Source organism: Pedobacter sp. SYSU D00535 (genome assembly GCF_017355855.1).
In the GTDB taxonomy this organism is placed as follows: Bacteria; Bacteroidota; Bacteroidia; order Sphingobacteriales; family Sphingobacteriaceae; genus Desertivirga.
Genome location: NZ_JAFEWD010000002.1, coordinates 464,876 through 491,238 on the forward strand (window position 1 = coordinate 464,876; position 26,363 = coordinate 491,238).

General features: G+C 42.9%; 30 protein-coding genes. 16 read left to right on the forward strand and 14 right to left on the reverse strand.

All coding sequences use genetic code 11. From position 1 onward, the window contains the following. The first annotated feature begins 92 nt into the window (after positions 1–92). Positions 93–968: a glycoside hydrolase family 25 protein gene (locus J4N23_RS20945; protein WP_370527238.1), complete on the forward strand. Its 876-nt coding sequence runs from the start codon at positions 93–95 to the stop codon at positions 966–968. Between the two features lie 47 nt (positions 969–1,015). On the opposite strand, the gene J4N23_RS06515 is transcribed toward J4N23_RS20945, so the two are convergent. Then, positions 1,016–1,621: a pyridoxamine 5'-phosphate oxidase family protein gene (locus J4N23_RS06515; RefSeq protein WP_207426218.1), complete on the reverse strand. Its 606-nt coding sequence runs from the start codon at positions 1,619–1,621 to the stop codon at positions 1,016–1,018. A gap of 93 nt (positions 1,622–1,714) precedes the next feature. Between J4N23_RS06515 and J4N23_RS06520 the strand changes: the two genes are divergently transcribed. The 3 genes from J4N23_RS06520 to J4N23_RS06530 all read left to right on the forward strand — a co-directional run bounded on the left by J4N23_RS06520 (position 1,715) and on the right by J4N23_RS06530 (position 5,683). Beyond that, entirely contained in the window at positions 1,715–2,413 is a 699-nt protein-coding gene (locus J4N23_RS06520; protein WP_242689138.1) for a diphthine--ammonia ligase, read from the forward strand. Between the two features lie 281 nt (positions 2,414–2,694). Continuing rightward, positions 2,695–4,545: a PAS domain S-box protein gene (locus J4N23_RS06525; RefSeq protein ID WP_207426219.1), complete on the forward strand. Its 1,851-nt coding sequence runs from the start codon at positions 2,695–2,697 to the stop codon at positions 4,543–4,545. A gap of 115 nt (positions 4,546–4,660) precedes the next feature. Then, the gene (locus J4N23_RS06530; RefSeq protein ID WP_207426220.1) at positions 4,661–5,683 is read left to right on the forward strand and encodes an acyltransferase; all 1,023 of its coding nucleotides are present in this window, start codon (positions 4,661–4,663) and stop codon (positions 5,681–5,683) included. Between the two features lie 154 nt (positions 5,684–5,837). Here J4N23_RS06530 and J4N23_RS06535 read toward each other — a convergent pair whose 3' ends face one another. Then, positions 5,838–6,938, reverse strand: coding sequence for a DUF3616 domain-containing protein (locus J4N23_RS06535; protein ID WP_207426221.1), 1,101 nt, complete (start codon positions 6,936–6,938; stop codon positions 5,838–5,840). A 72-nt stretch (positions 6,939–7,010) separates the two neighbouring features. Next, the gene (locus tag J4N23_RS06540; protein WP_207426222.1) at positions 7,011–8,099 is read right to left on the reverse strand and encodes a lipopolysaccharide assembly protein LapB; all 1,089 of its coding nucleotides are present in this window, start codon (positions 8,097–8,099) and stop codon (positions 7,011–7,013) included. A 134-nt stretch (positions 8,100–8,233) separates the two neighbouring features. On the opposite strand from J4N23_RS06540, the gene J4N23_RS06545 reads away from it, so the two are divergent. The 3 genes from J4N23_RS06545 to J4N23_RS06555 all read left to right on the forward strand — a co-directional run bounded on the left by J4N23_RS06545 (position 8,234) and on the right by J4N23_RS06555 (position 9,522). Beyond that, positions 8,234–8,479 carry a hypothetical protein gene (locus J4N23_RS06545; protein WP_207426223.1) on the forward strand — a complete coding sequence of 82 codons (246 nt, stop codon included), beginning with the start codon at positions 8,234–8,236 and terminating at the stop codon, positions 8,477–8,479. A 20-nt stretch (positions 8,480–8,499) separates the two neighbouring features. Next, a complete protein-coding gene (locus J4N23_RS06550; RefSeq protein WP_207426224.1) occupies positions 8,500–9,090 on the forward strand; it encodes a TIGR00730 family Rossman fold protein in 591 nt (196 codons plus the stop codon). A gap of 222 nt (positions 9,091–9,312) precedes the next feature. Beyond that, the gene (locus tag J4N23_RS06555) at positions 9,313–9,522 is read left to right on the forward strand and encodes a hypothetical protein (protein WP_207426225.1); all 210 of its coding nucleotides are present in this window, start codon (positions 9,313–9,315) and stop codon (positions 9,520–9,522) included. Positions 9,523–9,585: 63 nt separating this feature from the next. Here J4N23_RS06555 and J4N23_RS06560 read toward each other — a convergent pair whose 3' ends face one another. Further along, positions 9,586–10,437, reverse strand: a complete 852-nt coding sequence (locus tag J4N23_RS06560) for a YsnF/AvaK domain-containing protein (protein ID WP_207426226.1) — start codon at positions 10,435–10,437, stop codon at positions 9,586–9,588. 44 nt (positions 10,438–10,481) lie between these two features. After that, positions 10,482–10,916: a YsnF/AvaK domain-containing protein gene (locus J4N23_RS06565; RefSeq protein ID WP_207426227.1), complete on the reverse strand. Its 435-nt coding sequence runs from the start codon at positions 10,914–10,916 to the stop codon at positions 10,482–10,484. 364 nt (positions 10,917–11,280) lie between these two features. On the opposite strand from J4N23_RS06565, the gene J4N23_RS06570 reads away from it, so the two are divergent. After that, positions 11,281–11,715, forward strand: a complete 435-nt coding sequence (locus J4N23_RS06570; protein ID WP_242689139.1) for an OsmC family protein — start codon at positions 11,281–11,283, stop codon at positions 11,713–11,715. A 46-nt stretch (positions 11,716–11,761) separates the two neighbouring features. Here J4N23_RS06570 and J4N23_RS06575 read toward each other — a convergent pair whose 3' ends face one another. Further along, entirely contained in the window at positions 11,762–12,301 is a 540-nt protein-coding gene (locus tag J4N23_RS06575) for a biopolymer transporter ExbD (RefSeq protein WP_207426228.1), read from the reverse strand. Positions 12,302–12,442: 141 nt separating this feature from the next. Here J4N23_RS06575 and J4N23_RS06580 point away from each other — a divergent pair, with 141 nt between their 5' ends. Further along, entirely contained in the window at positions 12,443–12,586 is a 144-nt protein-coding gene (locus tag J4N23_RS06580) for a hypothetical protein (RefSeq protein WP_207426229.1), read from the forward strand. Positions 12,587–12,793: 207 nt separating this feature from the next. Beyond that, complete coding sequence (locus J4N23_RS06585; RefSeq protein WP_207426230.1) at positions 12,794–13,681, forward strand: beta-1,6-N-acetylglucosaminyltransferase; 888 nt, start codon at positions 12,794–12,796, stop codon at positions 13,679–13,681. A gap of 35 nt (positions 13,682–13,716) precedes the next feature. Here J4N23_RS06585 and J4N23_RS06590 read toward each other — a convergent pair whose 3' ends face one another. The 4 genes from J4N23_RS06590 to ribD all read right to left on the reverse strand — a co-directional run bounded on the left by J4N23_RS06590 (position 13,717) and on the right by ribD (position 16,699). Further along, a complete protein-coding gene (locus J4N23_RS06590) occupies positions 13,717–14,877 on the reverse strand; it encodes an App1 family protein (RefSeq protein WP_207426231.1) in 1,161 nt (386 codons plus the stop codon). A gap of 23 nt (positions 14,878–14,900) precedes the next feature. Beyond that, positions 14,901–15,191: a hypothetical protein gene (locus J4N23_RS06595; protein WP_207426232.1), complete on the reverse strand. Its 291-nt coding sequence runs from the start codon at positions 15,189–15,191 to the stop codon at positions 14,901–14,903. A gap of 76 nt (positions 15,192–15,267) precedes the next feature. Further along, the gene (locus tag J4N23_RS06600) at positions 15,268–15,606 is read right to left on the reverse strand and encodes a cupin domain-containing protein (RefSeq protein WP_207426233.1); all 339 of its coding nucleotides are present in this window, start codon (positions 15,604–15,606) and stop codon (positions 15,268–15,270) included. Positions 15,607–15,640: 34 nt separating this feature from the next. Further along, positions 15,641–16,699 carry a bifunctional diaminohydroxyphosphoribosylaminopyrimidine deaminase/5-amino-6-(5-phosphoribosylamino)uracil reductase RibD gene (gene ribD, locus J4N23_RS06605; protein WP_242689140.1) on the reverse strand — a complete coding sequence of 353 codons (1,059 nt, stop codon included), beginning with the start codon at positions 16,697–16,699 and terminating at the stop codon, positions 15,641–15,643. 240 nt (positions 16,700–16,939) lie between these two features. Here ribD and prmC point away from each other — a divergent pair, with 240 nt between their 5' ends. Further along, a complete protein-coding gene (gene prmC / locus J4N23_RS06610; protein WP_207426234.1) occupies positions 16,940–17,812 on the forward strand; it encodes a peptide chain release factor N(5)-glutamine methyltransferase in 873 nt (290 codons plus the stop codon). 140 nt (positions 17,813–17,952) lie between these two features. Beyond that, on the forward strand, positions 17,953–18,987 hold the full coding sequence (locus tag J4N23_RS06615; RefSeq protein ID WP_207426235.1) for an aldo/keto reductase: 1,035 nt from the start codon (positions 17,953–17,955) through the stop codon (positions 18,985–18,987). Between the two features lie 19 nt (positions 18,988–19,006). On the opposite strand, the gene J4N23_RS06620 is transcribed toward J4N23_RS06615, so the two are convergent. Further along, complete coding sequence (locus tag J4N23_RS06620; RefSeq protein WP_207426236.1) at positions 19,007–19,375, reverse strand: T9SS type A sorting domain-containing protein; 369 nt, start codon at positions 19,373–19,375, stop codon at positions 19,007–19,009. A gap of 322 nt (positions 19,376–19,697) precedes the next feature. Here J4N23_RS06620 and J4N23_RS06625 point away from each other — a divergent pair, with 322 nt between their 5' ends. Next, positions 19,698–19,976, forward strand: a complete 279-nt coding sequence (locus J4N23_RS06625) for a hypothetical protein (RefSeq protein ID WP_207426237.1) — start codon at positions 19,698–19,700, stop codon at positions 19,974–19,976. On the opposite strand, the gene J4N23_RS06630 is transcribed toward J4N23_RS06625, so the two are convergent. Further along, entirely contained in the window at positions 19,968–20,375 is a 408-nt protein-coding gene (locus J4N23_RS06630; protein WP_207426238.1) for a response regulator, read from the reverse strand. The genes J4N23_RS06625 and J4N23_RS06630 overlap by 9 nt on opposite strands. 170 nt (positions 20,376–20,545) lie before the next feature. Between J4N23_RS06630 and J4N23_RS06635 the strand changes: the two genes are divergently transcribed. The 3 genes from J4N23_RS06635 to J4N23_RS06645 all read left to right on the forward strand — a co-directional run bounded on the left by J4N23_RS06635 (position 20,546) and on the right by J4N23_RS06645 (position 23,069). Beyond that, the gene (locus tag J4N23_RS06635; RefSeq protein ID WP_207426239.1) at positions 20,546–20,995 is read left to right on the forward strand and encodes a GAF domain-containing protein; all 450 of its coding nucleotides are present in this window, start codon (positions 20,546–20,548) and stop codon (positions 20,993–20,995) included. Between the two features lie 139 nt (positions 20,996–21,134). Next, positions 21,135–21,407 (forward strand): hypothetical protein, encoded by a 273-nt coding sequence (locus J4N23_RS06640; RefSeq protein ID WP_207426240.1) that lies wholly within the window; start codon positions 21,135–21,137, stop codon positions 21,405–21,407. 219 nt (positions 21,408–21,626) lie between these two features. Continuing rightward, entirely contained in the window at positions 21,627–23,069 is a 1,443-nt protein-coding gene (locus tag J4N23_RS06645; protein ID WP_207426241.1) for a right-handed parallel beta-helix repeat-containing protein, read from the forward strand. Positions 23,070–23,214: 145 nt separating this feature from the next. Here J4N23_RS06645 and J4N23_RS06650 read toward each other — a convergent pair whose 3' ends face one another. Continuing rightward, entirely contained in the window at positions 23,215–23,808 is a 594-nt protein-coding gene (locus tag J4N23_RS06650) for a DUF502 domain-containing protein (RefSeq protein WP_207426242.1), read from the reverse strand. Between the two features lie 68 nt (positions 23,809–23,876). Then, entirely contained in the window at positions 23,877–26,342 is a 2,466-nt protein-coding gene (locus tag J4N23_RS06655; protein ID WP_207426243.1) for a bifunctional UDP-N-acetylmuramoyl-tripeptide:D-alanyl-D-alanine ligase/alanine racemase, read from the reverse strand. Between the last annotated feature and the right edge of the window lie 21 nt (positions 26,343–26,363).

Sequence of the window (26,363 nt, forward strand, 5' to 3'; positions counted from 1 at the left end):
AAAAGGTGCCTAAAAGGCTGACTGCTTCTCATTTTAAAAAATTAGCGGCGTCGGCTCTCTGTTTTATTAGTAAGCGGTACTACCTTTGCAGAGTGTCCATTGTAAATAAAAAGGCAGTTCCAAAGAAAAGGAGGGCGTCTTCCCGAAAAAAGCCGGCCGGCAAAAAGATCAAAAAGGGTCTGTCACCCGCAGTTAAAATACTGATCGGGGCTTTGCTTCTTATCCTGCTTTCTCCGTTTTACTACGGATACGTCCTGAAAACCTTCAGCGCCACCTGGAGGTGGGTGGCGGATATTGGAGAAACCCCCGGCTATAGAACTTATGATGATTTCGATATTCCTATTCCTTCTAAATATAGCGTGCATGGGATAGACGTTTCTTCGTATCAGGGGAAAATTAACTGGCAAAAGGTGAAGGAGATGCGTGAAGACGATGTGGAGATTCGCTTTGCCTTCATTAAGGCAACGGAGGGTATTATGCATGTCGACCCCTATTTTCAGCGCAACTGGAGGGAAGCCCCAAAAGCTGGTATTGTTTGTGGCGCGTATCATTATTTTAAACCAAATAAAAGTGGCAAGTGGCAGGCAAGGTTCTTTCTGCAGACCGTCCGGCCAGAAAAGGGAGATCTGCCCATGGTAGTAGATGTAGAGGAATTGAACGGGGTTGCACCGGAGCGTATGAGAAAGGAGCTGGCTCTTTTTCTTGATCACATAAAAAGTAAAACCGAGGTAAAGCCAATCATTTATACGGGGCTTAGCTTTTACCGGGATTATTTAAAGGGGCATTTCGACGATTATGACCTTTGGATAGCTCACTATTACAAGTCGGAGTTAAAGGTGAGTAAAACTACCAGGTGGAAGTTTTGGCAACATTCGGATAAGGCCCGAATAAATGGAGTGGGCCATGTAGTAGACATGAACGTGTTTAATGGTGACAGTCTAGCTTTCGATAGATTGATTGTAAGATAGGTTGCAGGTTGGTGTCCAGGTAAGGAGCATTCCAACCTGCTTTAACGCTACAATTCTCTTTTTTCAACGGAAATCCCCTGGGCGTTCTCGGGGCGTGACGCAGGTGCGGCATCTGGTTTCGTGAAATCGATTTTTTTGTTTTCTCCTTCAATGTAAGCATTGCCCGAAAACGTATTTTTAACCAGGTTGACTATTTGCGCTAAAAGTAGATCGGGACTGTCCCAGTATTCAGCTTCCTCGGGCGTAATTTTTAGCAAGCAAAGATTAGGATCATCTTTTCCATAGGGGAACCAGGCTTTAAAGCGGTCGCTCCATAATTCTTCTACTTTCGTGGGATTATTACTGATCTCAGCCCTTCCGTTGATCGTTACGTAGAGGTCGTGGGTCGGATTGCTGTAATTAAGGACTACTTCAGGGTTTGCCTCAATTTCTTTCACCTTACGCGATTCCCGAGAGATGAACATCCAGATAATTCCATCATCTTTCAATTCAAATGTGTACATCGGTCGACTATGCGGCTTTCCAGTCGCCGTAATTGTAGTGAGCAGGGCAATTTTAATATCTTTTAGTTTTCCGGCAAGTTCTCTTACCTTCTTAATTTGTTCAATTTCCTGTAATTGTTCAGATACGGTGTTCCCGTGTAATTTTTCCATAGTTCGAATGATTACCTGAAGTAAAAAAGTTTTTAATGAATTTTTGTTTAAAGAAATTGTACTTAACCTGGGCTTGCTGTTTCTTTGTTCAATATGTTGAAGGCGGCAATGTTCTGGAGTGGCGGTAAAGATTCGGCACTGGCACTTTACAAAGTTCTTAAAAGTTATCCTCAGCTTCGTGTCGAGTACCTGGTGACTACTATCAGTGAAGAGTTCCGTCGTATTTCTATGCACGGCGTAAGGGAATCTTTGCTTGACGTCCAGGCGCAATGTCTTCAAATTCCTCTCTACAAAATGATCATGCCTGGCCGGGCAACTAATGAGGCGTATGAGGAATCATTAGCAAAAACCTTCGAATTTTTGAAAGAGCAAGGAGTCTCACATGTTATTTACGGCGATATTTTTCTGGAGGATTTGAAGATGTACAGAGAGGCATTTCTACAAAAACACCATCTTTCTGGCATCTTCCCTTTGTGGAAGCAAGATACTTCTTTACTACTCCAGGAGTTTCTTTCCCTAGGCTTTAAAACAATCACCTGTTGTGTCAGTAACAAATACCTTTCTGTGGCTTTTTTAGGAAAAGTGATCGATCAGGTATTTATTGAACAGTTGCCGGCGGGGGTAGACCTTTGTGGAGAAAATGGAGAATATCACACATTTTGTTTTGATGGGCCACTTTTCAAAAAGGCCGTTACTTTCCGGGAGGGAGTAAAGGAATTTAGGGCTTTGAATGTCAACAGTGAGGAGGTAGCAACTGAAGGTTTTTGGTTTATAGATCTTGTATGTGGATAAATTGAGCAAACAAGACGCCTGCATTTATAGTTTACAGTTAGATTAATTTATAGGCAATAATCTGTCGTGTGATTTCGACAATAATTCAATAATTTTTTTTCTACCTTTGCAAAAACTACTGAAAAACAGAAGTATAACCTTTCTTCGCCGGATGGATTTTAGTGATTGGTTGAATATTACAAATAATTTATTAATTAAATACGTTTGCAAGGCTTCTCTCTACCAAGTCTTACAAACTTCATCTGTCTATATTTTTTTGCTACAGAAAACTATTGCCCCTAATGAAAAACAGTTTGCTGGGAAACTACAGCGTCGATCTCGCTTCCGTATTAGACACTATTTCTGATGCGTTTTTCTTGCTTGATCAGGATTTTAAATTTTTATTCCTTAATGCTAAAGGAGAAGTTCTTTTAGGACAAAAAAAGGAAGATCTACTCGACAGTTCTATTTACGACCATTTCTCTGTGGGAGATAATTCTGTTTTGGCTCAAATCCTAATCAGATGTTTGTCCTCAGAAGAAAGATCGGTGGAGGATTTCTTTGTGTCTTCTTTAAATCGCTGGTTCAGAGTAGTAGCCCATTGTTCAGCTGGTAATTTTTTGATTATTTTTTCTGATATCCATGAAGAAAAATTAGTGACCCGCAAACTGATTCAACGCGAGGAGCAGCTTAAACGAACATTAGACACTTTACCACATGTTGCTTTTTTGGCTCGCCCAGGAGGTGAGAATGTTTATTTAAACCGAAAGGGTCTCGAATACCTGGGTGAGGTTTGGCCGCCTGGCGAAGTGTTAAACTGGAAAGAGTTGGTGCATCCAGCCGATTACACCAGAGTTATTAATAACTGGATCCGGGCAAGCCGTGCCGGCATCAATGTTTTCGAAGGGGAGTATCGGTTGCGAAATTATAAAGGAGAGTACTGGTGGTGTTTTGTTAAAGCGGAAGCGGTTCTTGACCCCGCGGGCGAGATTAGCTTGTGGCTCGGTACAGTTACGGATATCCATAGGCAGAAGCTTGCCGAGGAGGAACTCAGGGAGAGTGAGTACTTTATTTATCAGCTGACGGAATCATCTCCAGACCTGCTTACAATTTATAACATCCAGCAAAAGCTATTTAGCTACGTCAACCAAAAAATATTTTCTTTTCTAGGATACAATCCGAAAGATTTGAATAACCTCAGCCTTGCTACCATCCAAACTAAAGTTCATCCGGAAGATGTGTCAGATTTTTTAAAATACCACGAAGAGTTTACGAATGCTACTGATACAGAAGTGAGAGAAATGGAATATCGGGTCCTGAATGTTGAAGGGGAATGGCGTTGGCTGCGGGTTCGGGGAAAGGTGTACCAACGATCGGCGGACGGAGACGTTTCTCACTTTATTGCGACCACCCAAGATATAACTGACCTTAAGCATGGAGAGGATCGGCAGAAAGAAATAGTCCAGTTGAAAAACATCCTGGACAAAAAGGAGGAGTTTATCAGTATTGCTTCTCACGAGCTGAAAACACCGATCACCAGTATCAAAGCTTCACTGCAGATTTTGAAACGTTTGGTAGGAAGTAACATCGACGAGAAAACGCTGCAGGTGTTTATTGGTAAGACTAACCAGCAGATTAACAAATTAGTGGCATTGGTGAAGGATCTCATTGAGAATTCAAAGAGTGAAGATGGGAACCTGAATCTAAACTTCAGCACGTTTGAGATCCAGGAGGTGATCAACCATAGTATTGATTATTGTACGGATGAGGATCGGATAATTGTACGCAACGAGGTAAAAGAACTCATAGAGGCTGATAAACATAAAATAGAGCAGGTGCTAATCAACTTTATCTCTAATGCGAATAAGTACTCAGCAAAAGGGAAAGAAGTGTATATCTCGGCCGAAAAAGAAGACGACTATCTCAAAATTTCTGTAACCGACGCTGGTATTGGTATTCCCCTTGATAAGCAGGCCAGAGTGTTTGAAAAGTTCTATCGCGCCAATGGCTCGGGAACAGTTAGTGGCCTCGGGCTTGGACTTTACATTTCAGCTGAAATTATTAAGCAGCATAAAGGAGCTTATGGCGTAAGAAGTGAAGAGGGACGAGGTTCCACGTTCTGGTTCAAAATTCCTTTTAAGCAGGGACGTTAAAATAACACCATCGGTTGTAAGCAGAGTTGAATGTCATTTGGTAAGAATTCGTAATTTCGCCTTCTCTCTCAAATGCTAGGGTTGATGAGCCCGATTGCTTAAGATCGAATTGTTGATGAAATATAGCCAGAAGGTCTGGGCGGATAATATGCGGGTATTGGCCACCGTGAGTATGATTCTGCTGCACGTAATATCGCCTATTCTTTACAAGTTTGGAAATGCATCCTGGCAGCTATGGCACGCCGGTAATCTTATTGACAGTGCTGTTCGCTTCTGCGTACCGGTGTTTGTAATGCTCTCGGGCGCACTGTTGCTGGGCAAAGATTTTCGGTTGAAGGACTTTTTGGTAAAGCGACTGCTACGAGTAGTATTGCCATTTGTGTTTTGGAGCGGAATTTATATTGTCTACGATCTTCTAATGGGGAAGAGCCGGATGGTCGGCCTTGCGAATTGGTTGGTTTTGAAGGTGCAGGCAGGAGCAGCCTACCACCTGTGGTATATTTATATGATAGTAGGCCTGTATCTTTTTATTCCTATCCTGAACAAATGGATTAAGCACTGTTCCCAAAAAGAAATTCAGTATTTTCTCTGTATCTGGTTTACTACGTTGATGTTAAATCAATCGTTATTTTCCCGATTCAAGCCCGCTATCGAACTCTCATATTTTTCGGGCTTTCTAGGTTACCTGGTATTGGGCTATTACTTGTCGACCGTTCAGTTCGCGAATATTGCTAAGGCGGTTTCGATTTCGTTTTTGTTGCTGGGTGTAGGCATTACTGCAACTGCCTGGGGAACCTTCCATTATTCAGCAGAGGAAGGAAGGTTTGTAGGAATACTTTACGGGTTTCTGACACCAAATGTATTGCTCACTTCTGCCGGTGTTTTTATCCTGGTAAGGCTGCTTACTCCTCAAAAGAAGCGCGACCGGAAGCTTCGAGATTTCATCTGTACCTATAGTTACGGCATTTACCTGGTACATGTGCTCGTATTAAGCGAACTCGGTAGAAGGGGCCTTAACTATGCTTTTGTTAACCCAGCAGTTGGCATTATTAGTACCACCGTTTGCTGCATAGCTTTTTCAGCGCTGCTGGTTTTTCTAATCAGCCGCTTTCCTTACGGAAAATATGTTTCGGGGTAATGGGGTTTTACTGTTTCTTGTACTACCGGGCTAATATAAACCTGATGGAAACGGAAAGCCCGGAGCCCGCCAGGAATAGTGGGAGAGACGCGAGGACTTGCAGTGAACAGCAGGACTGCAGCCGTTTTTTGTACAGCTGCTCGTTTTCAAAAAATTAGAACGGAATTTCGTACAGGTCCGCTTCAACACCAGCATCTCCATTTTTCCTCTCGCTAGTTGGTGAATCAAAGACCACGAGTAGATGCCGCGGGTCAAAAAGGGTGATGCCCTCTGCTTTATCTTTACCCGACGTTTCTCCATGCCCATGCGGAATATCGAATAATCTATCGAGTTCCTTACGATGGGTGATGCTTTCGTCCTCTTGTTTCAAGCCATTCTTCCAGCGGTAGACAGCGATGGTCCCATCAAGATCCATGGAAGGGCCGGCCAGGACCAGGAGATCATCGTTTAATACTTGCAAGTCGCGGATGCCCATGCCCTCCAAATGCAGAAAATGCTTTTTGTAAAGACGATGCTTTTTGTCAGGCTTCAGCCGGAAGTAGTTATCAGTTAATTCTTCAACACGGAGTTCCAGGATAACGGCCCATCCCCGAAGTACTGGCCCACGTATACCAAGAAAAACCTTGTCTTTTCTGACAGCAATCCCTTCAATATCAAAACCATTGTCCTTGCCGGGGATTTTTAGGAAATGTTTGAAATGTACATCGTTTTCCAGCGCTTCCATCAGCTGATTACGTACTCCATCGCCCGCCAGCTGCGCAGCACTAGCAGTCTCAGAATAATCAAGCTTGTCAGGGCAGATCTTGCATAGCTCATAATCGCCGCTTGATTCGTTTAGACTGAGGGGAATCCTTGCCAACAGGTACCGGTTAGGGTCTTCCTTGACTTTAGCAAGGCGTTTTATTTGTTTCTCTGGCGACTCATCTTTTTTGGGTTTTTTTCGCATGAGGCTATGCGAGCCAACCAACCAGAGGTACTTACCGTCAGAGGCAAAACCTTCAATATCTATTTCGCAGTCAGCGTTCGCTGGAAGTGTGAGATATTCATTTAAGTTATAGCTCACATGATGTCCAAAGGCGCCATCCTCATTAAGTGTTAGCCTTTCTATAGTGCTTCGCTCATCGCATGCAATCCAGAGGTTATTGCCTGTACGAAGGGTGGCAGAAAGGCCGTCACGCACATGGCGGCCCTTAGGATTAAAGCTTAAATCGGGGTTGAAGTTGAGTAGTATTTTTTTCTTGTAAGCGTTGCTCATTGATGATCTATTGTGTAGACGATAACAACAAGTGCTTACAATGTGTTGAGCAATAACGCAACCTTTCTAAACTTACCTGTGGAGGCGCGTCTCTGCCAGTACCGCTGTTTTAGGTCTTTCAGCTTCAGGCAGCTTTGCTGCGGTAGTTGCGGTGCTAGCCGCAGGGGTATTTATTTTTTTGTAGACAGAGGGGTATTTTGCCTTATGAGCTTTTAACAATTGGGCAAAATTGCCGGCCTTCGATAAGTCTGATGCTTCCTGTAGATCCTGACGAGCGAGTTCGAAGTCTCCCTTCAATATTTTAACTACACTCAAATTTAATAGGGAGCTAATGGTAGCGGCAGTATCTGCGAGTGTCCTGGCTTGTGTATTAGCTTGAATATAAAACCATTTAGCCTGCGACAGGCGTTTTTGTTGCAAATGCAGACCGCCGAGGAAATCAAAAGTGCGTAACCGTCCGTTGAGGTTATCGGCAGAGCTGAAGAATCCAAGGGCTTTGCTTGTTGCGTAGAACTCGGCCAGCTTTGGTTTGTTTTCATTTCGCTTGATTTCTGCAATCCTCAGGTAAACCGATCCTAAGCTATCTCTTTTACAAACCTTATCGTATGCATTTTTTGCTATATCTGCGTATTTAAACGCCTCCTGATAATTCCGGCGCTTAAAATAATAGTTGGTGAGATGAAAAGCAGTGTTTCCTGCAGAGACAAATTCCCCGGCTGTATTCCAGATCTTAATAAGCTCGTCATATCTTTTTTTCGCTTCGGTGAAAACTCCGGTCTTCTCGTAATAAGCAGCGAGTGTTTGGGTTACTTCCGCCCGTCCATATAGATCGCCCTGTTTTTTATACAGCGCATCGGCGGTAGAAAGTTGTGCAAACGCTTCTTTGCTCTTGATTCGCGTTAGCAGCTTGCCCATTGCCATCCTTACGTTCGCCTCCCAAAGGTCATCTTTGATCGTGTTGGTAACCAATGCTTTCCTGTAATTTTTCACTGCCTCTGTCGGTTTTTTTGGCGAGAGGAGGGAGGCCTGTAACATAAAGCTGTCGACTTTATGAGTTATAGAATCTGGTTGTGTTTTGGAAACAGTAATGGAGTCTTTAACAGACGCAATACCTTGCTTATGGAAAAATAAAAATACTGTTAAGTAGATAAAAGCTTTCATGTAGTGGTGTTTTTGAAAGCTTGTCTATAAGAAACTTTCAATACAGCCTCAGAGCAAAGCTTGTACCAATTATAATTAATGAACATAAAAACAACATACAGGCCTTATCTTTGGACTAGTTGGAGGTGAAATAAATGGATATACGATATCAATATTATAACGAGGTAGTGCTAGCCTTTGGAGACTATGAAACGGATTTCAACGAAGGTGTTATTATCATTTATGTACCTGATGATGCAAAACCCTTTGATGTGGTTGTTGGAAAAATTGAAGGTCAGCTTCAGCGAATTGCTCAGGCGCTTGATGTGCGGGATAAGGATGTGTTGATTAAGGTTCAACGAACAAATGAAAGTAGGGAAATTCTTTTGGCAAGTGAATAGGTGTTTGAATAATAAGTATTATGAGAGTTAAGAGTATTTGTGTTTACTGCGGGGCCAATTTCAATGGCGATGAACAACTAAAGCTAGCGATCGAAACACTTGCCTCTGTTCTGGTAAACAAAGGCATTCAGCTGGTGTACGGAGGAGGTAGTGTGGGCGTAATGGGGCTGATTGCTGATGCCGTGCTGGGTAAAGGGGGAAGAGTGACAGGCGTTATCCCTCAGTTTCTTATGGATAAGGAGGTGGGCCACGGAGGTGTTTCCGAGATGATCGTCACCGAAAACATGCATCAGCGGAAGCAGAAGATGGCCGACATTTCAGACGCTTTCATTGTCTTGCCGGGAGGATTTGGCACACTTGAAGAATTTTTTGAAGTACTTACGTGGCTTCAGCTCGGCCTGCACAATAAGCCTATCGCCGTGCTTAATATAGAGGGCTTCTATGATCATCTGTTTGCTCAAATGGATTTAATGGTAGAACGACAGTTTTTAAAACCCACCAACCGGAATTTGGTGATCAACGAGGCAGACCCGGAGCGACTGGTAGAAAAAATTGAATCTTTTGAGGCTCGTCCTGACGATGTCTGGTTCAGAGATCGCAACTTAACCTAAAAAAGGTAGACGTTGCCACTTGTTTCTGTTTCTTCGTTGGAAAATATTTCTACTTTTTGAGTTACTTTCCTACAGGTGTTTTCTTTTTAGTTTGTCTTTTTAAACTGCTGATTTACTAACACCTTTGCTTTGTATTTGTTTTAAAAAAGGTGAAAAAAACCTTGTTCGAATTTGGGTCATTTCCTATATTGTAGTGGCTTTTAGCCGCTTTGATGAGTATAGATGGAAGCACAAAAAGATTTACGTAGTACGAAGCATTATATTGTGTTCAGAATTGGGGCTGATACCGATATCAAAAATGGAAGGGTGAAGATGGTTGAAAAAACATTGAAGGCTTTAGAGGCGAAAGAAGATTATGTCGCTTGTCAGGCGTTGTATGATGCCCTGCAATTTCATTTAACACAACAGCCGAAACTGGTTGAGATGGCTTAATACAAAGGCTTTATCCCAAGCCGTTTACTTTTGTAGCAACAACTTGGGATATAGCCTTTTCAATTAGACGTCCCGGTTGGTATTAAAGGACGAATTAGTGTTGCGATTGTTTTTAGGAAGTTTGTCAACGTCTACCTCTGTTCGTTTTACTGTATCACGGATAGTTTCGTCTCTTTCCTCAACCTCCTTATTTAAAGAAACTTCTTCTACTACCCGAGCCTCTTTGTTGACAACGGGTATCTCTTTATGTTCTTTAAATTCTACAGTTCCTTCACGGAATGTATCGAAATCGGCCTGAGAAGCTTCTCGATTCACGGGATTGCGCTCTACTGTCACCCGCTCATTGCGTAGTCGCACATGCTCTTCAACGGGTTTTTCTACAATACGACTGTGAAGGCGGGTGCCCCCACTTTCCACCTCACGTTTACCTACCTCGAGGTTCTCTTCGATCACCGGGATCTTTCGGTTGGTCATGTCGTCTAGGTTCCGGTCCGTGTAGGCGTCCCCTGTGTTTAAACTTGTATTGCCCATGCTGTTTTTATTCAGATCTCCGTAGTCGGTTGAACTGCGGTATTGCGCGATGCGCTCATCCACATCAACAGCTCCGGCCTGGTCTAAAATTTCCGCTGCGCGTTCGGCTTCCGATCTGTTCTCTGCATAAACAGTGATGGTAGAACCGCGACGGGCTACCTCCGCATAGTTACGCGCCTCATCATTGTCATTCCCAAAAAGATTGCTGAAAAAGCCACTGATACTGCTTGCCCAGTCGCTGTCCTCTTGGTTATCCACATCGTGGCTATCGCCCCTCTGACTGATGTCGATTCTTTCTCTGGTAAAACCTCTTGCGATCAACTTTTCTACAGCATCTTGTGCCTGATTGGTGCTGTCAAAAATCCCAATTACTGTTTGTGACATGTTTTTTACCTCCTTAGTTAGGTGTTTGATAGATGTTTGTTTGTTCACTGTTGGTTCGGGTCAGCGTTCACCCGACTTATTATGACTTCTTCTTTGCGCAGAATATCCTGATGAGTACTTGAAGTTTTCTCCTGCTTTCTGGTGATGCGGACCTCTTCTACCAACAGTAACTTCTTTTCTACTACCAGTACTTCTTTTAATATAGGGATGATGGTGGTATCTCCTTCTTGCCGCATGGCGGGAGGGGCAGTGTCAACATATTGATTGATCTTCACCCTGTCCACATTAACGTGCTCGTTAGTTACAGGGATGTCTACACTTTCTACTGTCTGGTGAACTTTTTTCGTCACAGAAACCGTCCCCGACTCAACTGTTTTGGATTTTATGTCGAATTGTTCTTCTATTACCGGAACTATTACTTGTTTATCTGTACTTTGTATTTCCGGTGTTTGATCTGGTCGCCTTTGTTGCTGTTCCATCTGTTTTTCGGCTACTTATTCCTGTGTTGATTTGTGAACACCCTGTCGTTCGCAATAGGCGGACCACCACTATTGTAAATGGATTTAAATCGAATATTTCTCGTGGGTTAAGCCGCATGGGCAACTATCACGTAGAATATCTATAGTTTTAGGACAAATCGTTGAAGTCAAAGAAAGCCTGCAATAATTCGTTAGGTTCCAAAATGTGTACTTTTTGTAGTCTTGAGGGGTCAAATACACAATTTTTAATTTCAATTTAGGCTTCTGTAGAGATATTGTAATTTCAACTGTTCAATTTTTTTGAAAGATATTTTGAGAACTCTGCGTTTTTTATTCTGTTTATCAACTATCAATAACAATAACTATGATCAGAAAATCAACAGCTGTTTGGCAAGGAACCGGAAAAGAAGGAAGCGGTACCTTAACATCAACTAGCGGAGTATTAAGTAATACACCGTATTCATTTGCAGCCCGTTTTGAAAGCGAAGATGGACAGGCTGGTACAAATCCGGAAGAATTAATTGCTGCGGCCCATGCCGGATGTTTTGCCATGGCCCTTAGTTTTCAGCTTAGCGGCGCAGGCTTCCCTCCTGATAAACTGCAGACAGAAGCTTTAGTTAGGGTGGATGCGGTAGAAGGAGGTTTCGCTGTAACTTCTATTACCTTGAAGCTGGAAGCTACAGTTCCTAATATTAGCGAGGAACAGTTTATGGAGTTAGCTCAGTCAGCCAAACAAAACTGTCCTATCAGCAAAGCCTTATCAGCTGTAGACATTTCTTTAGAGGCTAAATTAGTCTAACAAAAGAAAACCGGAGATCACAATTTCTCCGGTTTTCTTTTCCTCATCAATAAATTCCTTTTTTCCTCATTTGATTAATTTCTGCAGCACTCAAGTCTGCAATAAAATAGGTGTTCACTCCAGCTATTTTTAGTTCATCGAGAATGTCAACAAGATTTTTATAACTCGATTTATCACTTGGCTTCACCACCACAATTAGTCCTTTTGTTATACTCCCCGAACTCTGGATAGCCTCTTTGTTTTTGGCCGTAATCTCTTTTCGAATGCCACTGCTGCTATAGTGAGTAGTGCTCGGCCCTGCGAGGGGATTAGCTACAGCTCCCATGTACCACAGTACCTTGTTATTGTCCCCAAGGCAAATAGTCATCGATCGATTATCGGGAATTTTAAAGCCACTACCCCCAGGCGCCTTGTCTGGCATTGCTAACGGCATGTTGTGAAACTTGGAAAGCGAACTGGTGAGCATAAAAAAGGTAATTAACAGGAACATTAGATCTACCATTGCAGTCAAATCAACTCGCGCTGCTATAGTTTGAGTTCTCCTTCGGCCTCTCAGGCTTCTGGCTTGGGTGTTTAATTCGGCCATTGTTTTAAGGGTTATATCAGATAGATGAGCTGCGTGCTGGATTTCCATAAGCTGCCCAAGGGGTTTCAAGCCTGATAAATAAATAAACGGACGTCAACATTTTCCCCGTTTAGCTGTTGCAAGCCTGTTTACTTTATTACTATGATAAAACGTTACCTATTTGATAAGCTATGCTTGTTGGTTCTGCACATTCTTGGAGTTCTTTATGTTGGCTGGCTACGGGCAGAGTGCTTCGTTGTAGAGTTCTTTGATCGGCAGGGAATTGCAGGGAATAAGCAGAAGTAATTTTAAAGCTTCTGGATTTATTGGAGTCTCGCTGTAAGATCATTTTCAAGTATTTAACTATTTATTTAATAGTAATTCTCTACTTAAAAAGGTTCTCATATTTCAATATTTTCTCTTCTTTTTGATTAAATTATCAAAAAAATAGCACCTTTTTTAAAAAAGATTGTTTCGATAGTACATCTACAAGTATTATTGAGAAATCTACCTATGAAAAAAGCGTACATTGTTCTTGCTCACAAGAACCCGGATCAACTTTATCGACTCATTGAACGCCTGGACGACGGCTCATCAAAAGTCTATCTTCACATTGATAAAAGAATCCCTATTTCAGAGTTTCAGGGAGTGGAACGGTTTGGGCATTTTGTCCAGATGGTAAAGCGCGTTCCCTCTGCCTGGGCCAGTATTGGAAATGTTTTAGCTACGCTCAACGCTATGCAAGCAATCAAAGAGTCGGGGGTGAACTACGGTCAGGTGATTTTGTTGAGCGGCCAAGATTATCCGATAAAAGCTGCCGAAGAAATTGACCGCGCTTATGAAGAATCGCCCTATTCGATTTTCTTTGAGTACTGGCCTATGCCGGACTTCGAGCGCTGGCCACATCACCAGGGTGGCATGTACCGGGTTAACAAATATTTTATTGGGATGAAGAGCCATGAGATCTTTTGCTCTAAATCGCTCAATTTCATCGGGAACCTTATTCCCCCCTTATCCAGGAAGGTCCCGGAAAGAATGCAACCCTACGCCGGTTCTACCTGGTGGAGCATTGATATGTATGGTTTAAATTATGTTTTGGACTATGTAAATAAGCATCCAGGATATATCAATTACCACAAGTACACTTTCGGATCCGACGAGCTGTTCTTTCACATGATCCTGCTTAATAGCACCGATGAGAAGTTGCTTAGCCGCATAGAGAACAATAACAAGAGATTTATCAGATGGCAAACCACTTCAATTGCTCACCCTGATATTTTGCAAACTGAAGACCTTGATCAAATTCTTGAGTCGCCCGGCCTTTTTGCCCGGAAGTTCGATATGTACAAGGATGAGCAAATCCTTGATCTGATTGACGAACACTGCCTGATGGCAGTTTAAATATCTAGAGAAGCCGGCATCAAGCCGGCTTTTTCTTATTCCAAAACAGTGCTTTCCTCCTTGCCCGACAGCAGCCCCTTGTCCTGTTCCTTGTCGGTTTCAATTTCGGGAATAGCTTCAGTAAAAATGAGACCTTTTCTTGCTGCGTGTGCTGCAGCATCCGCCGCATTGTCTATCATTAGCATCTCGACGTTCATCTTCGCTACCTCCGCAGCTACCTCAAGCGCGATTTTTTCCCTTGCCACCACTTGCACATCGCGGATGTAAATGGCTATGATTCTTCCGGGATATCTTTTTACTACCTCCTGGTATATCTTAGGGTCCTCCTGTCCACTATCGCCGATCAGCACAAAGTTCAGATGAGGATACGTTAGCAAAATGTTTTCTATCTCCTTGAATTTGTGACTCATATGATCGCCGCCCATTAGTCTGTTTTGGTCAACACCGAAGTCGCGAAGCAATAGTGGGCCTGCCGGGATGTCGTTCAGGTCCAGGTACTCTTTCAAAAGATCGTAGAGATTCCAGGGGCTGCTTGAGACGTAAAAAAATGGGTTGTTACGTTTTCCGTTCCGTCCCAGCTGCAACGACTTGTAAAAGGCCGACACTCCTGCAAAGGGTAGGCGAGTCCGAGCATTGTTCAGAAAAACGGTTCTGGACATCGCTAATAGGTTGGTTGCTGAGGTGTGGACGATCGTATCGTCAATATCGCTTATAACGCCAAATTCGGCGTCAAAGGGAGGAATCAGCACTTCAGCCTGAACTTTTAGATTTTCAGGATGTGGGATAGGTGCGCTCAATAGTTCAATTTCTATCGGGTGCCAGATATCATCCAGCTGCATCAGCTGAGAAGGGGCGAGGTTGAGCTTGAAGTAACCTTCATGATCAGTAATAACCTGATGCTCTTCATGCTGAAAGGTCACCCGGAGGATGGCGCCCGGGACTTCGTCACTCTCAAACCGCTTATACATGTTCAACAGGTTATTGAGGATCGTATCCTTGTCCGTTCCTGGCCTAATGAGCTTGTCTTCCAGAACCCGTCCAGTCAAATACAAGCGGTTTACCGTTCCGTAGCTTCGGTAAGGCACAATTTGAATCGGGTCGTTTAATTTCAACCGCTTCCGAAGTCCGAAGGTGAGATCGTCAAATTTTTCCTCCACCTCCGCGATGTAATTTGAAAAGACTGATTTCCAATCCATATGTTGGGGCTCGGTAATTCTTGTTAAATCAATCCCGGAGCATCGTTTTCAATTGCTCTTCCCAAAGCCTGCAGGTCTTCATGATTGAGCTCAAAGCTCCCCTGATCAAGAATCACCCAACCCTCTGTTTTCGTTTTTTGTACGATCAAATTTGGTGGCCTTTGACTTGCAATAGTTGTGTTTTTGGGATCTTTTTCCTCGTCGAATGCGTTAGCACTCTCCAGTTCGATCGCAAATAAACTGTCTTCCACCTGGTTTACATGTACGTCTGTCCGCACCCCCTTGAGTAAAAAATGAGTCCTGAATCCTGCCATATTTTTTTTATTAAAAGACAAATTCAAGCTGCGATAGTTTGATGAAGCTGCAGGCTGCCTGCCATTTTCCTTATTATTAGCTTAAGAAATCCTCCCTTACAGGCGAGAAGCTGTCTACCAGACGTGCCGTTTCGGAAAGCAGTTGAATGCCATGCATCTTGTTGGAGGGAACGTAAAACATGTCGCCAGCGCGTAGATGTTGCGGTTCTTCACCTTCCATAAAAAATAGGACTTCTCCTGCGGCAATGTAGCAGGTTTGTTCATGGGGATGCGAGTGCATTGGATCAGGTTCGGCTTTCGGACCGTTGCTGAAATCCATGATGGCAGTTAGCATCTTTTCAGTATGGACTAGTCGTCGCTCAAGACCTTCTGCAGGATGTTGAACTTCTGCTTCCTTGTAAATTAAAACTGGCATTTTTTTATGTTGTATAGTGGATAAATCTCGATTTCTAATACTTGTTTTTTTTGTTGTGGAGAATTTGAAGGAGATCCGGGCCTACGGCTTCCTCTAGTAGCAGATCGCCTGAGACCTGAGGGGCAGACAGGCCTTCGCCCCAACTATCAGGTGCAGTGAAGATCCGGGCCTCATCCCAAAGGCCTGCCTTAATAAATAGTTCCAGCGTTTTTACACCACCTTCTACAATGAGCGATTGAATGTCCATCAGGTATAGTTGATAGGATATCAATTGTGGGAGGTAATGATCAAAATCTTCGACTTCGAGGAATTTCAGGTGCTCCTTCGTTTCCGTCTTGATAGAGTTGAATACAATTGTCTCTTGACTTCCGTCGAACAGATTCAAATTTTGTGGCAGCTCTAAATTTCGGTCAATTACGATTCTCTTGGGATTTCTTCCCGGCCAGTCGCGGGCGGTCAGTGAGGGATTATCGATAAGTGCTGTGTTTTTCCCAATCAGGATAGCATCTTCCTCTGTCCGACAACGGTGGCTCAATACTTTTGCGGCACTTGAGCTAATCCACCGTTGCGATCCGTTTTCTGGAGCAAAACGTTTATCTGCAGTCTGTGCCCATTTTAAAATGATATAAGGCCGTTGTTTTTTGACCCGGGTAAAAAAGCGTCGGTTCAGGAACTCCGACTCTTCACGCAGGATATTCTCTTCTACTTTTACCCCGGCAGCACGCAGCTTTTCTATTCCACGGCCGTTGACATGTTCGAACGGATCGGGGCAACTTACTACGACGTGCGGAATCCCATAACGGATGATTAAATCTGCACATGGAGGCGTTTTTCCATAATGAGCACACGGTTCTAAGCTTACATAAATCGTAGATTCCTTTAGTAGGGATTCTGCGTTGGAATAATGTTGCAGCACCCAGTTTACTGCGTTCACCTCTGCATGCGGTCCTCCATACTTCTCGTGATAGCCTTCTCCTATGATTTTGTTATGATGAACGATGACAGCCCCCACCATCGGGTTAGGACTTACCGAACCCGCTCCTAAAGCAGCAAGTTCGAGGCAGCGCCTGATGTATACAGTAGATTCTTCCAAACTTATTTTTTTAGCAATATGTGCAACGAGTAGCGTCGCGTATTTCTCCGCCCCGCTCTACTTTTGTCTTTCGAGAACAATTATAATCATCAACATCGGTAAATGATACCGGCTTGAGAAAATTGAGAACAGTTATTGGCTACTGACTGTTCATCTAAAAAATCTGACCTTCTCCACTATAGATCAGAGAAGGGGGACAAAACCAAGCAAATTCACATTTTTATTTACTTTGCCAGAATTATGACGTTAGCCGAAATCGAGTCTATTTATATTGAGCAACTACCCCCAATGTATGAAAGGGACGAAGCAAAAAATCTTGCTGGAATGGCAATTGAACACGTGTGCGGGCTTTCCAGAAGTTTCATCATGCTTCACAAGGCTCACGAGTTAACTATGAAGGAGGAAACCTCCCTGATTCGCGTACTGGACGAACTCCGTTTTGGTATCCCCTTGCAATACGTATTGGGCGAGGCGGATTTTTACGGTTTGAAGCTTAAAGTGAACTCGAGCGTGTTAATTCCCCGTCCTGAAACAGAGGAACTGGTACACTGGGTGATCCAGGATTATCAAACCTTGCCCGAATCCCTGGATAAGGATTATGGAATCAGTGTGCTTGATATAGGGACAGGCAGCGGCTGTATTCCTATCGCCATTAAGAAGAACTTGCCTCATGCAGATGTTTCTGCTTTTGATATTTCTGATGGCGCCATCGAAACCGCTATTCAAAATGCAGTAAGTAATCAAACAGAGGTGCATTTTTTCAAAGCCGACGTCCTGGATACTCATTTAAATTTACTTCCATTAACTTTTAACGTGATCATTAGTAATCCGCCTTACATCATGGAGTCAGAGAAAGAGCAGATGCACAAAAATGTGCTCGACCACGAGCCAGCGTCTGCATTGTTTGTTCCTAACGATGACCCACTAGTTTTTTACAAAAGGATTGCCGACTTTTCACTAAAACATCTGAACGCAGGAGGAGCCCTGTTCCTGGAAATTAATGAGCGGCTTGGATCTGCCATGTTTGAGATGCTCAATAGCAAAGGGTTTGAGGTAGAGCTACGGAAAGATGCACAGGGAAAAGATCGGATGGTGAAAGCCGTGTTAAACTAAGGTTTAGTGATCGACATTGCCGCTGAGGATAGTTTAACGCTCTTTGCTCAGGAAAAATGATAGCCACTTTCTTATTACAGGGTTTTGAGGGCATACAAAAAATCCTACATTTGACACCGTTTAAATAGTAATCGATATTCATGTCATCCTCAAAAACTCAAACTACAACATCTTTACCTCCTGTAATTTTTGGAACCAGTGGATTGGGAAATTTATATACCGCCCTGGATGAGTCAGTAAAATGCGAGATTGTTGGCAAGGCTGTAGCGCATTCTAAAGGTAAGGCTGTTTTTGATTCTGCAGGGAAATATGGCGCCGGACTTTCATTAGAGGCGCTTGGAAATTGTTTGAGAAAATTAGAGGTGAAGCCTGAGGATGTTATCATCAGCAATAAATTGGGTTGGTATCGCACGGAGCTCCGCACCCCGGAACCAACTTTTGAGCCTGGTGTATGGCGAGATATCAAGCACGATGCTGTACAGAAAATATCTTACGAGGGCATCCTCGAGTGTTTCGAACAGGGGAATGAATTATTGAATGGCTATATACCACAACTGGTATCAGTACATGATCCGGACGAATATCTGGCAACAGCCAAAACCAAAGAGGAACGGTTGAAGCTTTATCAGGATATCTTGAAGGCCTATACAGCTCTGTCTGAATTAAAAGCCGAGGGTAGGGTAGAGGCGATTGGAGTGGGCGCCAAGGACTGGACGATCATTAAGGAGATCTACCAAGATGTGAAACTTGATTGGGTAATGATTGCAAATAGTATGACCGTTCACAGTCACCCTGCAGATTTACTTGCTTTTATGGAGCAGTTACACTCGGATGGTGTTCAGATAATTAATTCAGCAGTATTCAATGCTGGATTTCTGATCGGCGGTGATTATTATAACTACAAATTGATTGATCCGCTACTGCCTGAAAATCAGGCCCTGTTTCAATGGAGAGAAGAATTCTTCAACCTTTGTCACGACTTCAATATCAAGCCAGCGGAGGCTTGTGTGTATTTTGGACTTCGGGCACCGGGGGTTTGCAGCATTGCGTTAAGCACCACCAATCCCGACCGGATTGAGGGTAATATCGAAATGGCTTACAAAGAAATTACTCCTGCTTTTTGGGCGGCGATGAAGGAAAAGGGTTTAATCAGGAACGACTATAAATATGTATAGTCATTCCTGCCTATAACTCTTATTGCTTTACGAAAATCTTCGAAGCCCGGCTACTTCCATCCGTATAGATAACGAAGTAAGATCCGGAGGCTAGTTTCGAAACATCAATTTTTGCTTTGGTTGTTCCAGCTTCAAGTGTGTGGGACGAAACTTTTTTACCTGAAGCATCTGTTATGTCGATGGTGGAACCTGTTTGTGCTTCAGAAACAGTAAGACTCAGTTCTTTTGTCACCACACCTGGTTCAATCTCAAGACTGATACTGGCCTTGTTGATCTCTCTTACTGTTGATAGTTCGCTTCCATAGGGTACCTCTCCATATGACACTGTTACAACCAGAGTCAATAACATGATTTTCAAAATCAAATGCGGCCTTCCAAATTTTCTCATTTCTTTATTTGTTGTAGATGAGCTTTTTACGCCCGTATTGTGACCTGTGTTACATGTTTTCTGATTATATCTAAAACCTTCTCGTATAACTGGCCCTATCGGTAAAAACTAAGAGGTGGATCACTTGTTTATTAATGACAAATTCTACATCTATGAGCACACTTTTCTCTTTTCTTCGCAATTTGTTCTTCTCGAAGAGATCCCGGTTCAAGGATAATAATAGTCAGGTTTTGAACATGTGGAGCAAGTTGGCCAGTAAATAGTTTGTAATAAATAGAGGTAACTTTTTTCTGTGTTCAGAAGTATACATCCATTACTTACTATGGATATCTATACTTATCTTTCTCTTTCTCCTCAGGAGCAAGCCGAGCTTGTATTTAGTGAATCATCCCTATCACATCGCCAATGTGATAATTTCCTGGTAATGCTCCATACTGTAGGCGATTTTTACGTAGAGGTATTTTATAATCCCGCCAACAACGATATCATCAAAATGCACCCGTTCCAAAGCCGCATTTTGTTAGAACCCTATCTCGATAATCTCGACATCCCTCAAGATCTTACCGTTTTCAAGAGTGCAGATGAAGATCAGCTACTGTAAGCTGATCTCTTTCTCCAGCAGCAGGTAAAGTTCCTCCTTAGTAATGGGCTTTATTTTGTAACCTGATACTGTTGCGTAGTGCTTGTATAGCTCCATATCCCTCGGGTTTACAGAGGATGTACAGATATAGATCGTAATCCTTTCTTTTCCAAAGGAGTTTCCTGAAAACTGGTCCAAAAACTCCCATCCGTTCATCACGGGCATATCCAGGTCCAGAAATACCAAATCGGGTAGTAGTTCCGGATGATGCTTGTTCTCTAAAAAATAGTCTAACGCTTCCCTGCCATTAGGAAAGGGTAGAATCGCATCAATAATTTTCGTCGATTCCAGTAATTTGGTGATAATGAATTGGAAGAGCTTATCATCATCAATCACACTCACCGTTGATAATCTTTTCATTGTTCCTGAGTTTTATCGAGCGATAATTCAAGAAAGTCCTTATTACGCGCTGCAAGTACCAATGGTTATGCTTTTTCCCAATTTGTAATAGTTGTTGCCCTCCCCTTAAAACAATTCCATAGGAGGCACCGTAAAAGGCTGAACCACTTAATTAGAACACACTTGGATATATGAAGGATTTTTTTGGGATGAAGCTAGTTCCGGATCGTGAAGAAGAACGCCTGAAAAATTTGTGGTCCTATAGAATTATAAGTTCCGGGCCTGAACCTGCATTTCATCAGCTGGCCGCTGTTACTGGTTCTTTGTTTAATGTCCCCGTAGCTATGATCAATTTCGTGGATGGAGATCGTGTGTGGACGAAAGCTACCGCAAACGGAGAAACGGGACTGGAGGTTCAAAGGGGAACATGTTTATGTTCGCTTACCATTCTGAAAAGCGAGATAACGGTCTGGGAAGACGTGAGTAAACTGAAGACGATGCATTGGGACGGCTTAATTACCCGACCTGGCAGTTTTCGTTTTTATGCCGCTGCTCCGATAGTGTCAAAAGAAGGGTTACCTCGGCACGGTTGGTATTGTCGATTATTTTTCAAGAGAATTCAAACGAGAGGAGTATTTTAAACTTCGGTGGATAGCGGATAAAGTAAGCAAACAGTTAGAGAAAAGATTGGCTGAGAGCCCTGCTGGAATAAATAATTTTATTTTTTTGTAACCTCTAGAAGGGGATGCTTCGTATACAGACTGTCTAACTAAGAAAACTATGGCAATCAAGACTGAGACTTCCGTCGGTAAAAAAGTGAATCATTCTATACTTGCTTTTTCTCACCAGGCTACTCAAGCTTATAGGTACTTTACCAAGGAAGACTTTCTTTTTATGATGTCTGACATGTCGTTGGAAGATATCCTTCTCGACCTCGCTCGCTTTAAAGACCTTGAGGAATATGAGATTTGTGAAAAAATCAAATTTGTTGCTCAGGAGAAAGAAAAAATGGAGAGTTTGGATCTGATCAGTTTGAAGGAGATTCTTTTCTAATTACTTCCCTGCAACTATTTTAAGCCTCAATCTGTAGAGACGTGGTTTTCTACTACAGCATTATGTGGATTGTTCCAGCAGTTTTGGTTCCATATTGTGTTTGGAAGGCTAAAAAACAGCATGTAATTTTGTGGCATACTTATTCTGATTGGGGTCGTAGTGAGAGCGTAATAATTTGTTAACCTGTTTAAATCTACCTGAGGGTACAAATGTGACTGTATGAGAGGACTAAATTTAGTGGCATTGCTATGCCTTCCGCTGACCTTTTCTTCCTGCCAGAAAGAAGAAATTTCTGAAATTCAAGTAGCAGACAGCTCGGCAACCAAGTTGAGTTTTAAAGACGTAGCGGTATCGGCCGTCGCAAATTCTTCAACCAGAGGCCTTTCCGACCGACGTAGCTACCTTGATGGCCAAATAAAAAGTCATGCCGCTAAAAAAGCTGTGCTGAAACTGGGAGCGGGAAAGTATCTTATTTCGGATGCTATTGCATTGCCCTCTAATACCATGATTGAAGGAGTGGGGCCGGAGACGGAGATTATTCTCTCGGGAGGTACGAAACCTCAGCGGAATGTGTTTCGCATCCATAAGGGAGCCAGTAATATTAGGCTTTCTAAGTTAAAGCTGAATGCTAATCAAGCGGAGAATTTGGGCGCAAGTTTAGTCCCTTTGTTGATTTACGAGGGGGTGACCGGAGTTACCCTGGAAAATGTTACTGTTGCTGGGGGAAGAGATCGTGGTGTAGTTCAGGTATTGGGACTTAATCATGCTCAAACCAGTAACCTCAAATTTTTGAACTGTTCATTTCCTGAATCCGGGCGTACCGCTATAGAATTGCGGGGAACAAAGAATACAGTTATTTCCAAATGTACTTTTGAGAATTGGGGAACTCAAAATCCTAATTCACCCGCCATTCAACTCCAAAGTCAGGACAATATCAACGTACAAATCACTGAAAATACGTTTAATAATACCAAAGGGATTCAGTTTGCAATCGAATCCGCTGCCGCCTACGTATTGGATTCGAAGATCTCGAACAATAAACTTAATGATTTGAAGCATCTAGGGGGAAATGGTATCTCGGGGTATTTCAAAAATACAGAAATTAGCAGCAACACCTTTAACGGTGGTATAGGTAACCACAGAAGTGGGTTAGAAATTTTTGGGGTTAAGAACAGTATGATCTCCAATACTATTTCTGCCGGAAGTATTGCAATTGCTCCCGGATCTAAAGAGGATGGTTCTCACATATTAATTAAAAACAACAATGTGAAAACCAAAGGCGCCAACAATGCCGGAATTCTGATGGGAAACGGGAAGTACAACCTTCATAATATTACCGTTGCTAATAATGTAGTTGATACCCGTGCTTCCACAGGAAACTCTTCTGCTATTGTGGTCGGCACTTATGGGATACCGAGGGTTGTAAATGATGTAAAGGTAGAAGCTAATACGCTTTATTCAAACGCTTTTTGTATTCGTCTCGAGTCTTTGCCGGTGAGTAAAAACATTTTTCTCAGCAATAATATATGCAAAGCAGGTATGAGTTGGCTGGGTATTGTTACCAACTCGTTTAGCAATATTCAGGCAACCGGAAATATCAAGGAAATGAAGAACAAGGGGATTATCTACAGTAAACCGATGCCCAAAGTAATTGAAAGATAATTTATATTGATGTAGGGTTGTAGGAGTAGCCGGTTATCCGGTTACTCCTTTTTTTGTGAAAGTTTGATTTGGTTTTCAGTGGTCACAAAGAACCTTCAAACTATTTTCATCCTCTGTTTGTGACTCTGCTCATGAAGGTTTTATTTTAATCCAATCCGCTTACCCCACCAGAAACTACCAGTTTCATCGCCTCACTGGCAGACATCGCTAATGGTTGAACTTTTTCGGCTTTAACGATACATAACTGACCCGCAAAGGAGTAGGAGAAGGGGAAGTAAACGGCAACTTCTCCCGGAAGGTTAATTCTCGAAAGGTCTTTATGTGTGATAAAGCCGATTTGCTTTAAGCCCGTTTCATTTATCTCAACTACCACCGGTTCATTAAACTTTTTTTCATCGCCCACAAAGGCTTCAGTTAAATCTTTTATTGAGGAGTAGAGAAAGTTAAAGAGGGGAAGTCTATGGAACCACCTTGAAAACCAGGCTTTAATAGGGTCGGTAATGAAATTGGTGACGACAATTCCAGCAATCAGGATGATGACAATTACAGTTAGTATCCCAAGACCCGGAATGTAAACCGGCTCGCCCGTTGTCGGATTGATCCATAAATTACTAAGATTCAGAGTATTGTCTATAGAAGAGAAGATCCAATAGATCAGGAAGATAGCGGCGCCTATCGGTACTACCACTAAAACTCCCTTTATAAAATAGTTAAATAATGACCTGAATATTCTGTTCATCAGTGCTATGAATAAGTCGCAAAAGTAAAATTAAAAAACGCAAAAATATGCTGAATGAGATATCCGCCTTATTCGTAGTAATACACTCGCTTAACTCTTTCTGAAATCCCTGTAAATACCTCATAGGGAATAGTTCCAAGCTGATCTGCAATGTCTTCGACCCGGATCTCTTCATTGAATACAATCACTTCATCGCCTTCTGTCGCATCTACTCCTGTTATATCGATCATGCACATATCCATACAAATGGTCCCAATGGTAGGGACTATCGTTCCGTTTACAAGCATTTTTCCCAAGCCATTTCCCAGTTTTCGGCTATAGCCGTCCGCATAGCCAATTTTTACTGTTGCTATTTTTCCACCCTCGGGTAAAACACCTCGTCTGTTGTAGCCTACGGTTTCTCCTGGTTTAAGCTCTTTAATTTGAGAGATACTCGTTTTAAGAGTAGTTACTGTCTGCAGTGGAGATTTTTTATTTTTATAGCTGCCGTCAAAGCCGTAAAGCCCGATACCGAGGCGAACCATGTCGAACTGCGCCTCTGGCCAGCGACTTATCCCTGCTGTGTTTGAAACGTGTTTGATGAAACTATAGCCAAGCGCTTGTTCAAGACGTTCTGTTAGCGTTTTAAATTCTCTAATTTGCTGGCGAGTAAAGTCATCAGCGCCTGCATCTTCACTTGCAACCAAGTGAGAAAAGACACTTGTCACCCTGATGGATTTATTAGTGCTTAGCTCGGATATTAAAGCGTCTAATTCCTCCGCAACGAATCCAAGCCGGTGCATTCCGGTGTCCAGCTTGATATGAACAGGGTAGTGCTCTCTCGTTTTTTTATTTAATGCCTCCGTGAAATCTCTTAATACTCTAAAACTATAGATCTCTGGCTCAAGCTGATGTTCTACCATTGTATCAAATGCCATCACATCCGGGTTCATTACCATAATTGGAAGGCTTATGCCGGATCTGCGAAGGGTTACCCCTTCATCTGCATACGCCACGGCCAGATAATCTACTTTGTTAAACTGCAGCAGGTTGGCTACCTCAAAACTGCCGCTTCCGTAGGAGAAAGCCTTAACCATGGCCATTAGTCGAGTGCCAGGATTGAGCAAAGACTTGTAATAGTTAAGATTATGCTCTAACGCGTTCATGTTGATTTCGAGAACCGTCTCATGAACTTTTTGCGTTAGAAGTTTACTTATACGTTCAAAGCCAAAGCTTCGGGCTCCCTTTAATAAAATAGTTTCATCGGCCAAACTTAGCGCAGGCAGCCGATCAAGCAGCTCTTCTGTACTCTCAAAGAAAACCTTATCTAACGAAAACTTATCCCTGTGACGGGTGATCTCTGTGCCAACGCCGATTAACCGGTCAACATCTTTGGCTTCCAGTAGCTGGGCTACCTGCTTGTATAATAGTTCAGCTTCCAATCCAGCCTCGAGGATATCAGAAAGGATAAGGGTTCGCCGATCGTTTTGATTTTGTTGCCGCAGAAAGTCCAGGGCAATTGCGAGTGATGAAATGTCTGAACTGTAAGAGTCGTCTATGATCGAGCAGTTGTTGATTCCGTTCTTTAGTTCCAGCCGCATTCTTACCGGATGTAAGTTTTCGAGTCGCTGCCCTGCATCCTCGGGTTGGTAGCCTAGTGCAAGCACCGAGGCCCAGCAGCAGATCGCATTTTCCACTGAAGCAGCGTCTATAAAAGGTATAGTGCACTGAATCTTCCTTCCCTGAAACTCGGCCTGGATAAGAGTCGCTTTTCCCTCAACAAGTTCGTTTTTCGTCAGTTTTAAATCAGCGTCTTCTTGCCATCCCCAGGTGAATTTCTTCTTTCCAGGGATCTTCGCCTTGAATCCCTGCAGGTATTTGGAGCAGTAAATAAACAGGTCAGCGTCGTTGAAGAGCGTTAGTTTTTCTGCTATTTTCTCCTCTCGTGATGAAAATCCTTCGTTATGAGCTTCACCTATAGTGGTCAGAATGCCAATAGTCGGCCGGATTATTTTTTCCAGCGCCGCCATCTCACCTGTATGTGATACTCCAGCTTCAAAGATTGCCAGTGTGTGATCTTCGTTCATCTCCCAGACAGAAAGGGGGACACCAAGTTGAGAATTGAAGCTTTTGGGGCTGCGGATAATATTCTCATTTGGTCCTAGCAGTTGATATAACCACTCCTTCACCACCGTTTTTCCATTGCTTCCGGTTATTCCGATTACGGGATAGTTAAACAGGTGCCGATGGTAAGCTGTAAGCGCTTGTAAGGCGGCGAGTGTGTTTTCTACTACGTAAAAATTTGCCTCTGGATAGTTGGACGCAAAGGCGGCATCCCGCACCACAAAGCTTCGTACTCCTTCCTGGTATACCTCTTGAATAAATTCGTGTCCGTCGCGTCTTCCGCTAAGCGCGAAGAACAAAGAGTGCTCCACGTCCACCAACTTGCGACTGTCGAAGGCTAGCGTCCGGATAACGGCCGATTCATCTTCAATAACTCCCTTTGAATGAATTATTTCCTGAATTTCAAGTGGCGAATATGATTTATGGTGCATACGTCTGCTAATTTCAACGAA

Excerpts from the sequence above, each read along its gene's own strand:
- J4N23_RS06515 (WP_207426218.1), bottom strand. The coding sequence starts at position 1,621 with ATGGAAAAATTACACGGGAACACCGTATCTGAACAATTACAGGAAATT.
- J4N23_RS06520 (WP_242689138.1), top strand. The coding sequence starts at position 1,715 with ATGTTGAAGGCGGCAATGTTCTGGAGTGGCGGTAAAGATTCGGCACTG.
- J4N23_RS06525 (WP_207426219.1), top strand. The coding sequence starts at position 2,695 with ATGAAAAACAGTTTGCTGGGAAACTACAGCGTCGATCTCGCTTCCGTA.
- J4N23_RS06530 (WP_207426220.1), top strand. The coding sequence starts at position 4,661 with ATGAAATATAGCCAGAAGGTCTGGGCGGATAATATGCGGGTATTGGCC.
- J4N23_RS06535 (WP_207426221.1), bottom strand. The coding sequence starts at position 6,938 with ATGAGCAACGCTTACAAGAAAAAAATACTACTCAACTTCAACCCCGAT.
- J4N23_RS06540 (WP_207426222.1), bottom strand. The coding sequence starts at position 8,099 with ATGAAAGCTTTTATCTACTTAACAGTATTTTTATTTTTCCATAAGCAA.
- J4N23_RS06545 (WP_207426223.1), top strand. The coding sequence starts at position 8,234 with ATGGATATACGATATCAATATTATAACGAGGTAGTGCTAGCCTTTGGA.
- J4N23_RS06550 (WP_207426224.1), top strand. The coding sequence starts at position 8,500 with ATGAGAGTTAAGAGTATTTGTGTTTACTGCGGGGCCAATTTCAATGGC.
- J4N23_RS06555 (WP_207426225.1), top strand. The coding sequence starts at position 9,313 with ATGGAAGCACAAAAAGATTTACGTAGTACGAAGCATTATATTGTGTTC.
- J4N23_RS06560 (WP_207426226.1), bottom strand. The coding sequence starts at position 10,437 with ATGTCACAAACAGTAATTGGGATTTTTGACAGCACCAATCAGGCACAA.
- J4N23_RS06565 (WP_207426227.1), bottom strand. The coding sequence starts at position 10,916 with ATGGAACAGCAACAAAGGCGACCAGATCAAACACCGGAAATACAAAGT.
- J4N23_RS06570 (WP_242689139.1), top strand. The coding sequence starts at position 11,281 with ATGATCAGAAAATCAACAGCTGTTTGGCAAGGAACCGGAAAAGAAGGA.
- J4N23_RS06575 (WP_207426228.1), bottom strand. The coding sequence starts at position 12,301 with ATGGCCGAATTAAACACCCAAGCCAGAAGCCTGAGAGGCCGAAGGAGA.
- J4N23_RS06580 (WP_207426229.1), top strand. The coding sequence starts at position 12,443 with ATGATAAAACGTTACCTATTTGATAAGCTATGCTTGTTGGTTCTGCAC.
- J4N23_RS06585 (WP_207426230.1), top strand. The coding sequence starts at position 12,794 with ATGAAAAAAGCGTACATTGTTCTTGCTCACAAGAACCCGGATCAACTT.
- J4N23_RS06590 (WP_207426231.1), bottom strand. The coding sequence starts at position 14,877 with ATGGATTGGAAATCAGTCTTTTCAAATTACATCGCGGAGGTGGAGGAA.
- J4N23_RS06595 (WP_207426232.1), bottom strand. The coding sequence starts at position 15,191 with ATGGCAGGATTCAGGACTCATTTTTTACTCAAGGGGGTGCGGACAGAC.
- J4N23_RS06600 (WP_207426233.1), bottom strand. The coding sequence starts at position 15,606 with ATGCCAGTTTTAATTTACAAGGAAGCAGAAGTTCAACATCCTGCAGAA.
- prmC (WP_207426234.1), top strand. The coding sequence starts at position 16,940 with ATGACGTTAGCCGAAATCGAGTCTATTTATATTGAGCAACTACCCCCA.
- J4N23_RS06615 (WP_207426235.1), top strand. The coding sequence starts at position 17,953 with ATGTCATCCTCAAAAACTCAAACTACAACATCTTTACCTCCTGTAATT.
- J4N23_RS06620 (WP_207426236.1), bottom strand. The coding sequence starts at position 19,375 with ATGAGAAAATTTGGAAGGCCGCATTTGATTTTGAAAATCATGTTATTG.
- J4N23_RS06625 (WP_207426237.1), top strand. The coding sequence starts at position 19,698 with ATGGATATCTATACTTATCTTTCTCTTTCTCCTCAGGAGCAAGCCGAG.
- J4N23_RS06630 (WP_207426238.1), bottom strand. The coding sequence starts at position 20,375 with ATGAAAAGATTATCAACGGTGAGTGTGATTGATGATGATAAGCTCTTC.
- J4N23_RS06635 (WP_207426239.1), top strand. The coding sequence starts at position 20,546 with ATGAAGGATTTTTTTGGGATGAAGCTAGTTCCGGATCGTGAAGAAGAA.
- J4N23_RS06640 (WP_207426240.1), top strand. The coding sequence starts at position 21,135 with ATGGCAATCAAGACTGAGACTTCCGTCGGTAAAAAAGTGAATCATTCT.
- J4N23_RS06645 (WP_207426241.1), top strand. The coding sequence starts at position 21,627 with ATGAGAGGACTAAATTTAGTGGCATTGCTATGCCTTCCGCTGACCTTT.
- J4N23_RS06650 (WP_207426242.1), bottom strand. The coding sequence starts at position 23,808 with ATGAACAGAATATTCAGGTCATTATTTAACTATTTTATAAAGGGAGTT.
- J4N23_RS06655 (WP_207426243.1), bottom strand. The coding sequence starts at position 26,342 with ATGCACCATAAATCATATTCGCCACTTGAAATTCAGGAAATAATTCAT.